Here is a 12,098-nt window from a genome sequence, read left to right as displayed (position 1 = left end):
ATCAACGCCGACGTTATCTTACCCCAGCGCCTTGACGTAAACCGCATAGGGCACGCCCAGAATATCCGGCGCCTCGCGAACCCTGGTAAATCCCATCCGCTGATACATCGGCAATGCGACCGTCATGATCGGCGTCGTGTGCAGGGCAATGGCCGGAGACTGGTCGCGCTCGGCGCGGCGCAGGCATTCTTCGGTCAATTGCCGGCCGATGCCCTTGCCGCGTGCGGCCGGATCGACCACCAGCATGCGGATGACCGGCCAGGCCGGATCGAAGAAGGCCGGCTTCGGGGCTTGCGGTCCGACATAGGCGACGGCGCCGACGATCTGGCCGCCATCTTCGGCGACGATGATCTCGCCGGTTTTGGCAAGCTCCGGCATCTTCGCGACATGGATGGCAAACAACGGCCAGTCGGAATAGTGCCGCTCGAATTGCGCGAACGCCGCGAGAGCGACGCGCACGATCGCTTCCGCATCTGCTGGCTGATAGTCACGTAGCATCGACGTTGTCCTTGTCGCCCGGATGGAGCGAAGCGCAATCCGGGGCCGCCGGTCCCGCATGTCGCTTCGCTCCGTGCGGGCTGCGAGACTCACGCTTGGCACGACCGTGCATCTCACATACGCTTTGCCTCACGCCCGCACCATCAATCATAACAGACGGGCAGCGAGGAAACAGCCATGGACCAGATCCGCGTCTGCACTCACGCAGGGCCGGGCTCGGAGCCCGTGATCCGCACCGTGCCATGGCCGAAGGTCGGCCGGAAAGCTGCGCTGATCAAGGTCGGCGCCTGCGGCGTCTGCGGGACTGATCTGCACATCCTGAAAGGGCATTGGCCGAAGCCGCTGCCTTGGCCGTTCACGCTCGGCCACGAGCTCGGCGGAATCATCGTCGAATGCGGCGACCAATTCACCGAGGACTTCATGAGCAAGCCGCTCAAGGTCGGATCAAAAGTGATGATCCCGCCGCTGATGCCCTGCGGTCACTGCTATTACTGCATCCACTATCCGCAGACCGCCAACAAATGCCTGACGCCGGTCTATTACGGCCGCTATCTCGGCTTCGACAAGGCGCCGCATATGTGGGGCGGCTGGGCCGAATATGTCTATGTCGATCTCGACATGCTGCCGGGCACCAAGATCTACAAGCTGCCCGACGACATGTCGCTGCGGCTGGGCGCGCTGTCGGAGCCGCTGACCTCCTGCATCCGCGCCTTCAACCGTGCCAGCCGCGCCAGCGGTTTTTCCTGGGGCGACACGGTGGTGATCCAGGGCTCGGGTCCGATCGGCATTCTCGCGGTCGCGGCCGCCAAGGAGATGGGAGCAGGGCGCGTGATCTGCGTCGGTGCGCCGGAAGAGCCGCGGCTCAAGCTCGCGCGCGAGTTCGGCGCGGAGGCGACGGTGAACATCGAGGAGATCAAATCGCCGCAAGATCGCATCGCGCGCGTGCGTGAGATCGTAGGCCATTTCGGCGCCGATCTCGTGATGGATTGCTCGGGACATCCGACCGCCGGCCCCGAAGGCATCGAGATGCTGCGCGACGGCGGCACTTATGTCGAGATGGGTCAGTTCACTGACGCCGGTTCGATCGAGACCTCCTGGCATCGCATCTGCACCAAAGACCTCAACGTCCTGGGATCCTGGGGTTTTACCGGCAACGATCTGCCGCTTGGCGTCGACATGCTCTACCGCACCCGTGACAAGTATCCCTGGCTGAAGATGCAGACGATCTATCCGTTCACGGAAGAGGGCGTCGCGCAGGCGGTGAGGGATGCGATGGCGATGAAGACGGTGAAATCGACCATCGTGCCGTGGCCGGAACTGGTGGAGTGAGCGATGCCGTCGATCCCGGACGATCTCGCAACGTTCCTGGTCGAGGCCAAGCGGCGCACCTATGCGGGGCTGGACGATGACGCGACCGTGGCCGCGCCGCTGCTCGCCGGCTCCAAGCAGCTCGAGCATCGCGCGCCACCTTATGCCTATCGCGATATCTATTTCGGGATGGGGTTTTTCGTTGGCCAAGAGACCGTGTCACGGGATGACGTTGTCATCTGGTCGATGAGCTACAGCGGCGGCGTCCGCGCGGACATCACGGATCGGTCCACGCTGCTCGAGATCTACAAATTCCTGCGCCGGGCGCTGTTGGGCGTAAGCGTCGTGGAGCCTTATCGGGGACCGCGCCTGTTCGAGCAGGCAGGCATGACTTACCGCAACGGGGTTGAAGGCTCCCTCGATCGCTTCCACGGCATCGAGACGATCGCGCGGCATGATGGCGCACCGCTGTACGAGCTGCGCTACAGCGGTGGTTTGTTGCGATAATTCTTGAACCTTGTAGCCCGGATGGAGCGCAGCGCAATCCGGGTTCTCGCCCGTGGCTCCCCGTATTCCGCTACGCTTCATAAGGGCTACGAGCCAGAGTTTGGAATGAACGACGAGATGACAGACAAACAGACACCCGAAACAAACTGGCGCTCCCCCTTCCACGCCATTCGCGCGATCGACTACACAGTCATCTTCGTGCGCGACATGGCGGCGATGCGCCGGTTCTACGAGGACGTTCTTGCCTTAACCCTGCTGCGCGAGCTCTCGCCGAACTGGATCGAGTACGGCCTGGGCGGCAACACGCTGGCGCTGGCGCGACCGAGCCGGACCGCGGCCGACGCGCCGACACCGGCGGGCAGCGCCTCGCTGCAACTGGCCTTCAAGGTGTCCGCGACCGAGGTCGATCAATGTGCCGATGAACTGGTGCGGCAGGGCGTGGCGCTGCTGTCACCGCCGACGAACCAGTCGTTCGGACATCGGACGCTGTTCTTTCGCGATCCCGACGGCAATTTGCTGGAGGTCTATGCCGAGATCTAAGGCGCCCAAAAAGTTCCATCGGGAATTCCCGATCTATCCATGTTAAGGTGAAACTTAGGCCCAAGTTCGGGCTTTCACTTCACGGGAGAGGTATCGTGAAGCGAATTCTGAAACCCGTTACTTACATCCTGGCGGCCATCTACTTCCTGGTGGATGCCGTCTTCATGGCCGTTGCGAGGCCAATCGCGCGCTGGATCGGCCGGCATTTCGAATTCAAGCGGTTGCGCGCCTGGATCAGGTCGCTGCCCCCTTATCCCTCGCTCGCCCTGTTTTCCGTGCCCGTGATCATTCTGGAGCCGATCAAGCCGGTGGCGGCCTACCTCGCCGCAACGGGTCAGATCGTGAGCGCCGCCGTGACCTTCATCATCGGCGAACTGCTCAAGCTCGTGCTGGTCGAGCGCCTGTTCCATCTCACGCGCGACAAGCTGATGCGGATTCCCGCGTTCGCCTGGGCGTACGGCAAGTTCTCCGAGGTGAAGGCGTGGCTGCAGGCAACCGACGCCTGGCGCGCCATCCGCGCCCTGAGCCGCGCGGCGAGGGACACAGTCGCACGGGTAAGGGCGAGGCTGGTCGGCCGCTTCAGCAAGCTGGCGACCTCCAGGGATTAGACCCGCGCCAAGCGTTGTCCTCTATGCGAGCTTGCGTGCTGCGGCGGTGGCCTTGTCGCCCGTGTTCGGCGTGCCGGTCGGCTCGATGAGCATGAGGTGAACCTCCTCACGTGCCACCGGGCGATGCTCGACCCCTTTGGGCACGACATAGAGTTCGCCCGGGCCGAGCGTCACCGTGCGATCCCGCAATTCGATGTCCAGACTGCCTTTCAGGACGAGAAAGAAATCGTCGGTGTCGTCATGCTTGTGCCAGGTGAACTCGCCTTTCACCTTCACCACCATCACGTCGCAATCGTTGAAGGTCGTAACCGTGCGCGGCGACCAGAAATCCCCAAAGGTCGCGAGTTTGTCGGCAAGCGATATCTTGTCGGCCATGTTTCATCCCGTTGTTCTCTCGTGAGGCACGATTTGGGATCGAATGACCGACGTGGCAAGGGCAGCTATTTGACATGTCCTGATAACATGGCCTCCGCCCATTCCGGGCGGCCGTTGGCGAGCGCCTGCGCGGACGCGGCGTCCCAGTCGTATTCCAGGGCCAGCAGTTCGACTTGCCAGCCTCTTGTTCGTTTCGTGAGGATCGCGTAGCGGGCGTGAGGCGAGCGGTGCTCCAGGTTTGCGGCAAAAGGAATGTCCGCGAACACCGGGCAACCAACGCTGCCGGGATTGAGGACCAGGCGGTCGCCCGGGCCCTGAACAGCCGCCTGGCGGTGGCTGTGACCACACAGCACGACACGCGCCGTTGGCGCGCTCGAAAGGCGCGCGGTCAGCACGTCGCGACGCGCGGGCACGAAGCGGCCGTCCTCGAGCGCTTCTTCGAGCAGGCACGTCGTATCGTCGTCGGGTGTGCCGTGGCAGGCCAGGATCCCGTCGTCCAGCCGTATTTGGGAGGGCAGGCTGTGAAGTGCGCGGCGCTGCTCCGCGGTCAATGCACTACGCGCAAACAGACCTGCCGGCGAGAGCTTGTCGTCTGGAAACTCCTCAATCCAGCGATCATGATTACCGCGCACCGTCGGCAACGACAGAGACTGGAGAGCCTCGAAAGTTTCCTTTGGCCACAGCGGGCTGGTGACGCAATCGCCGAGGTTGACCGTACGATCGACGCCGCGCGCCTTGATGTCGGCCAGCACCGCTTCCAACGCAGCAAGGTTGCCGTGGATATCGGAAATGACTGCCAATCGCATCGCTATTCTCCCAATACAGCTCGTCCTGAGCCTCGCCTGATTGTGCCAAGGCTAATCGAGGTGGCCGCGAAAGTCCGCTGCAACCTTCAGGCGCGGTTCTTTCCGTCAAGCCATGCATCATAGGCATGGTGATTTCAGAGCACTTGGCGTAAAGAGCGCCCTGATCACATCCAGCGTGCGGCCGGGCCGTTTGCCGCGCACGCAACTCAGGTCCGCCGGTTCACCGTTCCGCGCCTGACATTAACCAAGGTTCTCCATCCCGTGTCTTTTCCGGCCCTGACCCCGCCGCTCGCCCACGCTTTGGCCGAGCGGAACTATGATTCACCCACCCCCGTCCAGCTCGCCGTGCTCGCGGACGAAGCCGCCGACCGCGACCTCCTGGTTTCGGCCCAGACCGGCTCCGGCAAGACCCTCGCTTATGGCCTCGCCATGGCCAGGGATCTGTTTGGCGATACCGAGCGGTTCGAGCAGGCCGGGGCGCCGCTCGCCCTGATCGTGGCGCCGACCCGCGAGCTCGCCTTGCAGGTTCAGCGCGAACTTGCGTGGCTGTATGAACATGCGGGCGCGCGGGTCGTCTCCTGCGTCGGCGGCATGGATCCGCGGCGCGAGCAGCGCGAGCTTGCGGCGGGCGCTCACATCGTCGTCGGCACGCCCGGCCGGCTGTGCGATCATTTGCGGCGCGGCCGTCTCGACATCTCGGGATTGAAGGTGGTCGTCCTCGACGAGGCCGACGAGATGCTCAATCTCGGCTTTCGCGAGGACATGGAATTCATCCTCAAGACCACGCCGGAGACACGCCGCACTTTGCTGTTCTCGGCGACGTTTCCGCGCGGCATCGTGGCGCTGGCCAAGCAATATCAGCAGCAGGCGTTTCGGATCGAGGTCGCCGGCGACGAGGGCGGTCATGCCGACATCGAGTACCGCGCCATCCGGGTCGCCCCCGGTGATGTCGAACATGCCGTCGTCAACGTGCTGCGCTTCTACGAGGCGCCGAGCGCTCTCGTGTTCTGCAGCACGCGCGATCACGTCAGGCATTTGCAGGCGGCGCTGCTGGAGCGCAGCTTCTCCGTGGTCGCGCTATCAGGCGAATTGACGCAGAACGAGCGTACCACGGCACTCCAGTCGCTCCGGGACGGACGCGCCCGCGTCTGCGTGGCAACCGACGTTGCCGCCCGCGGCATCGACCTGCCGAGCCTCGACCTCGTCGTCCATGCCGACCTGCCCAACGATGCCGAGGTCATGCAGCATCGCTCGGGCCGCACCGGTCGTGCGGGTCGCAAGGGGACAAGCGTCCTCTTGGTGCCGCCCGCGCGGCGGCGGCGCGCGGAACTGCTGCTCAATCTCTCGGGGATCGAGGCGGTCTGGGGCACCGCGCCGCAAGCAGAGGAAATCCGCAAGCTCGATCACGAGCGCATGAAGGACGTGTTGTTCACCGAGGAGACGACCGCGGACGATCTGGTGCTGGCGCAGGCGCTGCTGGCCGAGCGGTCGGCCGAAGATATCGCAGCCGCACTCGCGCGGCTCTATCGCGCGCGGCTGCCGTCGCCCGAAGACATCATCGATCCCGGCGAGCGAGCTGGCCGGCCGCGCGACGATCGCGAGCGCGACAATGTCCGCGCACCGCGCGACGATGCCCGCACTTCGCGCGGCGATGATCGCCCCGAAAGGCCTCGACCCAAATCAGGGAAATCGTCGTCGAAACACGGCATGGCGGACGGCAGCGTCTGGTTCCGGGCCAACATCGGACGAAGAAAGAATGCGGAAGCACGCTGGCTCTTGCCGATGATTTGCCGCCGCGGCGGCATCGACAAGGGCGACATCGGCGCCATCAAGATCATGGACACGACGACCGAGTTCGAAATTTCCGAGCGGGTCGCGGAGTCCTTCGCTGCCAAGATCAAGCGTCCGGACAAGGAAGACAATATCCGCCTCGAACCGATGACGGCTGCGCCGCCGCGGCAGGCGCCTTCGGAAGAGCGGTCAAAGCCGCCGCGGCGCGAGAGCGGCGACAGCGATCATCGCGAACGTCGCGACGAGCGCCCGCGCGATGCGGCTGGATTCAAGCCCCGCGACAAGGCCCACGGCGAGCGCAGGCCGAAATTCGACGATGCCCCTTCGTTCGGAAAGAAAAAGAAGCACAAGAACAAGCCCGGCCATGCCGAGCCGGCGGTCACGCCGTGGCCGTTGAAGGGCGCGCCTGGAAAAAAGAAGGCGAAGAAAAAGCATCGGGGCTGAACTGCGCCTGACCGTGCAGACGGCAATGTTGCCGCCGGATTGCGCCGGCGACATCATCTGAAACGCCAGCTGCGAACTCAGCGGCCACCGCCGCCACCACCTCCGCCGCCGCCACCACCACCACCACCACCACCGGCATCACGCATCGCCGAGCTGTAGCGGGGGTCGGTCTGCTTCATGTAGATGGGCGAGGTGTCGTGAGTGAGGTTGACGCGGCTTCTGCCGCCCGGGGTCGGCGTCTCGGCCAGGATACCGCAGCCCTCGAAGAAGGCGGAATCGCAGCCATAGGTCCGGACCTGCGCCGCGTTGGCACTGGTCGCGCTGAACGCGGCCGCCGCAGCGAATGCAATCAAAGCAACTTTCGACAATGTGAGTTTCATGGAAATTTTCCAGTCTCGTTTCGGCGAGACCGGAAACGGCCCGCGCACACCTTCGACGGGCGCTGATCGAAGCCGGTTCGAGGGGGCGGCTTCACGCCCGCGTGAGCCGGGGCGGTCGGGCAGGGGACGTTATGTCGCAGCGAGGTCGCGGAGCATGTAGGTCGCGCCTTCGCCGTAGGAGGCGAGCTTTGCGCGCGCTTCCGCATCCGCCGCGACGGGCCGAAAGCCGAGACGCTCCCACAACGGCCGTGTGGCGTAGACCGAGACCAGTGCGAGCGTTGTGATGTGTGATGCGCGCGCCAGCTTCTCGATCGCGGCAATATAATCGCGCGCGATGCCACCGCGGAAATCGGGCAGAACGGCAACGTCATGCACGTAGAGACAATCCGCATCATCGGGCAATTGTTGCAGGAAGCCGTTGAGCGGCGGAATGCGGTGCTGCTTCCATGGATGCGCGAGTCCGTAGCCGGCAATCTCTTCGCCGGCGATGAGCAGACGGCAGCCATCGGGATAGAGCCGCATCTTCTCCGCGAACACCTCGGGACTCTCGGGAAGATCGGGATGGATCCGCGCTGCGATCGCGCTGATCGCGACCAGGTCGGAGGCGCGCGCGGGACGCCAGTGCGGCTTGCTCATGTCGGTCCGTTGGTCGGTCTCACCCATTCCAGTTTATTCCGTCGCGACGATGCGCGCAGCGAAAAATATCTTTGCCGCGATCCCAGGAATACGAAGCGTTGCGCGGCGTCCTACCCCATGCAAGCCAATTGCATGACAGGAGATACCATGACGTCCTCGATCCGCCTCGCGCTCACGCTCGCCGTATCGCTCGCCATCATCCCCGCGGCCTTCGCCGCGCCGCCGACCAAGACCGGCAAGTCCGACAAGGGCAACGTGCTCACCGACGCCAAGGGCATGACGCTCTACACCTTCGACAAGGATGCGGACGGCAAGTCGGCCTGCAACGGACCGTGTGCGACAAACTGGCCGGTGCTGAAGGCGGAGGCGAGCGATGCCGCGGGCGACGGCTACACCGTCATCACCCGCGACGACGGTTCCAGGCAGTGGGCTTACAAAGGCAAGCCGCTCTACACCTTCGCCAAGGACCAGAAGCCCGGCGACATCACCGGCGACGGCTTTCTGAACGGCGCCTGGCATCTGGCGATGCCGTGAGCTGACAATCCGCCGCGGGAATGCGAGGTGGCGTCTGACATTGACGAGATGCCACCGGTCTTTTGCCTCGGACGCAGCGCAGCGCCGTATTGGCGATGCGACGTATCGTTCAATGCGGTGCGCTGCGGAGCGGCCCGATCAACTCGCAATCAAGCAATGACAGGGCGCCATCTGGAAACGGCCGAATCCTCGCCACGCACCCCGAGAAAGGCCACTGGCGCCGGCGTCTCCGAACCGCTTGCCGGACTGATCTCAAGTTGGCGGACGGAATCGCGACAACTTCGAGGAAGCAAAAACGCCGCCCGCGGCGCGTCGTCGCTTGAATCGAATTTATTCAAGTCGAGAGTCCGAAAGCGAACCGAAGACCCGATTTTGGTTGGTCATAGTTGGTTCCGGCAGGGGGCGAAAGCGGCATATCGGCAGCAGCATCCCTCCATTTGAGAGTAGGGGCACTGGTTTCCCGGTGCGGTCCGCACCCGGGAGCTTCTGGGAGTCTTCAATCCATTATCTGGTTTCGCGTGAGGGGATGAATGACCATGAATGATGCCAATCTGAAAGCCGAGACGAACGCCACTGCGCCGAATGGGACGGCTAATGGTGGTGCAATGCCCAGTTTCGACAAGCCACTCTTCAACTTCCAGGCGATCTTCGGCGATCTCGCCGAGCAAGGCGCCGTGCGGGCCAAGGCAAATCTAGAGCGGATGAAGGCGGCTTCCGAGGAGATCACCGAAGCTCTCCGCGAAGCCTGTTCGACCAATGCCACGCGTGCCGCCGATTACGGCACCAAGGTCATCGAAATATCCAACCTCAATACCAGCTCCGCGCTGGAATTCCTGTCCCAGCTTGCGGATGCGAGGTCGTTTGCGGATGTCGTGAGCCTCTCCACCACCCACAGCCGCAGGACCTTTGAAGCGGCTTCTCGCCAAAACCGGGAGCTTTGGGACCTCGCCCAGAAGGTCGCAACCGAGACGGCCGAGCCGATCAAGAAGAGCTTCAACCGGGTTCTGCATAGGGCTGCTTGAATCGAGGCGACCGGCCGCGTGGATCGGCTGGACGAGCGTCTTCGTCAGAAGAGACGCCGTCCGGCCGATGGCGGCGGGTGCCTTGCCGTGAGGTGATGCCGAGCTGGAGGAAATCAGGATGGGTATGGTGATGATCAAATGCCCGGAAACGGGCCGCGCCATTTCGACGGGCATCGAGATGGATCGCGAGAGATTTCGATGCAGTACAGTGTTCTTTTCGCGCACATATTGCGGGATGTGCGCGGCGACGCACGAATGGTTCGCCAGAGAGGCCTGGGTCTATGAATCGGTCTTGGCGAACGGGAAGGCCGGGGGCGGGCAGCCGTTCCGCACGGGCGCGGCGTGAAGCAGCCTGACGGCATCCTGCGAGACGATCCGATCGATCCTGCGGCTCATCACCTTGTAGCATTCGCATGCGACGACCTCGAGCCGGTGCCTGTCGATCTCGAGTTGGCCGCGTCGATTGGATTTGATCGCCCTTGACGCGCGAAGTGCGCTGACGACGTGCGTGACCGTGGTACGCCGGACGCCGAGCAATTCCGACAACGTCTCTTGCGTCAAGGGCAGGACGTCACCGCCGCCATCCGTCCGATCGTGAATGTGCAGCAGCCAGCGGGCGAGGCGCGCTTCGACGGAGTGCAGCGCATTGCAGGCCGCGACGTGCAGGAATTGCGTCATCATCGCCCTGGCGGCGATTTGAACCGCGCTTGCGAGGGCCGGACTGCGTGCGAGTGTCGCGTGAAATCGCGCGGGCGAGATCTGCAGTGCAGTCCCGGCCACGCGGACAACCGCTGTCAGGGGAGATCGTACGGGGCCGAGCGCCGTCATGAGGCCGACGACGCCGTCGTTGCCGATCACGGCGGTCGCGGCCGACTGTCCGTTCGGCAACTCCATGATGAGAGCGATCGCGCCGCTGCACGGGAAGCAAAGGTGTTCGATCCGGTCGCCCGATCGAATCAGGACTGCGTCGTGCTGGAGCGGTACTTTCCGAAGATGCGGTGCAAGCAAGGCGAAGTCGGCCGGCGGTAAAGCAGCTAACAGGCGATTACCAACTCTGGTCGCGTGCTCCATCACGGGTAACCGTCCCTCGACGGAGGCTCGGCGGTGAGCAAACGCATCGTCTCCGGCCGAGCCGCGTTGCCGTGCAGACACTTGCCCGACACACTGAAAAACGTACTGGCGCAGGTAAGGTTCCAATGATGGATCGCGAGCCCGGCTCACGCCGCCGGCGCCGGCACCAGTCCGTAGCGCAGCATCGTCTCTTTCATCTTCGCGGGATCGGGTGGTGCGCCGGCCGACAGGAGTGCGCTCATCTCCGTGAAATATTGCGGGCCCAGCACCCCGGGGCTCAGGATGCACAGGCACGTCGCCGGGCCCGTCGAACGGTTGGTGAAGCCGTGTACGATGCCGCGCTTGATGAAGACCGATTCTCCAGGGCCGAGATCGTTCTGCTTGCCGTCGATCGTCCAGGTCGATACGCCGGACAGCCCGTAGATGGTTTCGTCCCAGCGGTCGTGATAATGCGGGATCGGCATCCGCGCATTCGGCTGCAACGTCATCTCGAAGATGTCGACGCTGCCGCCGGTGTCATCCTTGCTGTGCAGGAAGCGGAGCTGAAGCGTACCGAAATCGATCATGTCGGACATGGCTGTGTCATCCGGTGAGAGGCTGCATCGAAGTCGCGTCGTTCGCCCACATCGAAGCGAAAATTACCTCAGCCCCTCATACACCATCAGCCCGCGTGCGATCTGCAATTTGCGGATCGCGCGCGGCAGCAGCTTCTCCGGCTGATGCAGATAGCGCCAGGAGGTGAGGGCGAATGCGGACAACGCGCCGCATTCGTCGTTGAACGGTGCGAGCACGCCTGTGACACTCACCGGTGTATGCGGGCGGGCGTTGAAGGGCAGCAGCAGCAGCTCGAGATGCGCCTTGCTGCCGTCCTCGCGCGCAGCGGTGACGCCGGCAATCGCACCTAACGTCTCGTCGGCGACGATCGTGGTGATCTCCTCGATCTCGCTGCGGCTGGTCTCGGTGAACAGCGCCGCAAAGCTCTGGTCCTTGAGGTCGAGCCCCGCGAGCGCGCAGACGCGCGTGCCGGCGACGCGGAACGGGAAGCCGAGGTTTTGCTCGCAGGACAGCACGAAGATATCGCCGAGCAGGCCGCGGACCGCGGCCGGGTCGATATCGGCCCGATCAGGGGCCCGCGCAGTGCCGCGCTTCTTGTCCCAATACGCGAAGAACGCGCGGCTCGACGGATGTTTCATGACTGAACGCTTACCCCGGGGCGCTAGCTCGCGGGACAAACCTGTCCCGCTTCAGTGCACCCGCGATCCCTTTCATTGTTGTGCAGGAGGGGATTTGCAGCGTCCATGCCGTGGAGGCGTTTTCGGGCCCCCGGAGGCGGTCTTTGCGTCGTTAACGTTAAATTAACTATGCGCTTTCCGTCCGGCGCCCGCCTGCTATGGTGACCGCGGTCGCAAGCCTCGCCGCTTTCATCCAGGTTTTCGGCGGGGCCTGTACACGGGCGTCAAACAGTTTGGTCACGGGCCGCGGGGAGGGGTGGGGATACACCTTATTCCTCTGGGTACCGGAAGACCGACACGGACAGGCAGGGCTTTCCCAGGGCCCTGCCTTTTCCTTTTGTGCACT

General features: G+C 63.8%; 15 protein-coding genes. 7 read left to right on the top strand and 8 right to left on the bottom strand.

Annotation, left to right across the window (positions count from 1 at the left end):
* Window positions 1-18: 18 nt before the first annotated feature.
* Window positions 19-498 (bottom strand): GNAT family N-acetyltransferase, encoded by a 480-nt coding sequence (locus tag OWC48_RS18005; RefSeq protein ID WP_282521167.1) that lies wholly within the window; start codon window positions 496-498, stop codon window positions 19-21.
* A 177-nt stretch (window positions 499-675) separates the two neighbouring features.
* Between OWC48_RS18005 and OWC48_RS18000 the strand changes: the two genes are divergently transcribed.
* The 4 genes from OWC48_RS18000 to OWC48_RS17985 all read left to right on the top strand — a co-directional run bounded on the left by OWC48_RS18000 (window position 676) and on the right by OWC48_RS17985 (window position 3,461).
* Window positions 676-1,827 carry a zinc-binding dehydrogenase gene (locus OWC48_RS18000; protein ID WP_282521166.1) on the top strand — a complete coding sequence of 384 codons (1,152 nt, stop codon included), beginning with the start codon at window positions 676-678 and terminating at the stop codon, window positions 1,825-1,827.
* A gap of 3 nt (window positions 1,828-1,830) precedes the next feature.
* Window positions 1,831-2,313 (top strand): DUF5680 domain-containing protein, encoded by a 483-nt coding sequence (locus OWC48_RS17995; RefSeq protein WP_282521165.1) that lies wholly within the window; start codon window positions 1,831-1,833, stop codon window positions 2,311-2,313.
* 105 nt (window positions 2,314-2,418) lie between these two features.
* Window positions 2,419-2,853 (top strand): VOC family protein, encoded by a 435-nt coding sequence (locus tag OWC48_RS17990; protein WP_282521164.1) that lies wholly within the window; start codon window positions 2,419-2,421, stop codon window positions 2,851-2,853.
* 95 nt (window positions 2,854-2,948) lie between these two features.
* Window positions 2,949-3,461, top strand: coding sequence for a hypothetical protein (locus tag OWC48_RS17985; protein WP_282521163.1), 513 nt, complete (start codon window positions 2,949-2,951; stop codon window positions 3,459-3,461).
* A 21-nt stretch (window positions 3,462-3,482) separates the two neighbouring features.
* Here the strand turns inward: OWC48_RS17985 and OWC48_RS17980 are convergent, their stop codons facing one another.
* Window positions 3,483-3,836, bottom strand: a complete 354-nt coding sequence (locus OWC48_RS17980; protein WP_028154229.1) for a cupin domain-containing protein — start codon at window positions 3,834-3,836, stop codon at window positions 3,483-3,485.
* Between the two features lie 65 nt (window positions 3,837-3,901).
* Entirely contained in the window at window positions 3,902-4,642 is a 741-nt protein-coding gene (locus tag OWC48_RS17975) for a metallophosphoesterase (protein ID WP_282521162.1), read from the bottom strand.
* A 261-nt stretch (window positions 4,643-4,903) separates the two neighbouring features.
* Here OWC48_RS17975 and OWC48_RS17970 point away from each other — a divergent pair, with 261 nt between their 5' ends.
* Complete coding sequence (locus tag OWC48_RS17970) at window positions 4,904-6,877, top strand: DEAD/DEAH box helicase (RefSeq protein WP_282521161.1); 1,974 nt, start codon at window positions 4,904-4,906, stop codon at window positions 6,875-6,877.
* A gap of 77 nt (window positions 6,878-6,954) precedes the next feature.
* Here the strand turns inward: OWC48_RS17970 and OWC48_RS17965 are convergent, their stop codons facing one another.
* Complete coding sequence (locus tag OWC48_RS17965) at window positions 6,955-7,257, bottom strand: hypothetical protein (protein WP_282521160.1); 303 nt, start codon at window positions 7,255-7,257, stop codon at window positions 6,955-6,957.
* 129 nt (window positions 7,258-7,386) lie between these two features.
* Window positions 7,387-7,893 carry a GNAT family N-acetyltransferase gene (locus tag OWC48_RS17960; RefSeq protein ID WP_282521226.1) on the bottom strand — a complete coding sequence of 169 codons (507 nt, stop codon included), beginning with the start codon at window positions 7,891-7,893 and terminating at the stop codon, window positions 7,387-7,389.
* A gap of 147 nt (window positions 7,894-8,040) precedes the next feature.
* On the opposite strand from OWC48_RS17960, the gene OWC48_RS17955 reads away from it, so the two are divergent.
* Both OWC48_RS17955 and OWC48_RS17950 read left to right on the top strand, forming a co-directional pair.
* Window positions 8,041-8,427: a hypothetical protein gene (locus OWC48_RS17955; RefSeq protein WP_282521159.1), complete on the top strand. Its 387-nt coding sequence runs from the start codon at window positions 8,041-8,043 to the stop codon at window positions 8,425-8,427.
* A 530-nt stretch (window positions 8,428-8,957) separates the two neighbouring features.
* Entirely contained in the window at window positions 8,958-9,449 is a 492-nt protein-coding gene (locus OWC48_RS17950; protein WP_282521158.1) for a phasin, read from the top strand.
* 279 nt (window positions 9,450-9,728) lie between these two features.
* On the opposite strand, the gene OWC48_RS17940 is transcribed toward OWC48_RS17950, so the two are convergent.
* The 3 genes from OWC48_RS17940 to OWC48_RS17930 form a co-directional block, all read right to left on the bottom strand.
* A complete protein-coding gene (locus OWC48_RS17940; protein ID WP_404979779.1) occupies window positions 9,729-10,523 on the bottom strand; it encodes a Crp/Fnr family transcriptional regulator in 795 nt (264 codons plus the stop codon).
* A 143-nt stretch (window positions 10,524-10,666) separates the two neighbouring features.
* Window positions 10,667-11,095 (bottom strand): cupin domain-containing protein, encoded by a 429-nt coding sequence (locus OWC48_RS17935; RefSeq protein WP_282521156.1) that lies wholly within the window; start codon window positions 11,093-11,095, stop codon window positions 10,667-10,669.
* Between the two features lie 63 nt (window positions 11,096-11,158).
* On the bottom strand, window positions 11,159-11,713 hold the full coding sequence (locus OWC48_RS17930; RefSeq protein ID WP_282521155.1) for a PAS domain-containing protein: 555 nt from the start codon (window positions 11,711-11,713) through the stop codon (window positions 11,159-11,161).
* Window positions 11,714-12,098: the final 385 nt, after the last annotated feature.

Source organism: Bradyrhizobium sp. Arg816 (genome assembly GCF_029989365.1).
In the GTDB taxonomy this organism is placed as follows: domain Bacteria; phylum Pseudomonadota; class Alphaproteobacteria; order Rhizobiales; family Xanthobacteraceae; genus Bradyrhizobium.
This window is presented reverse-complemented; position numbering and strand designations above follow the sequence as displayed.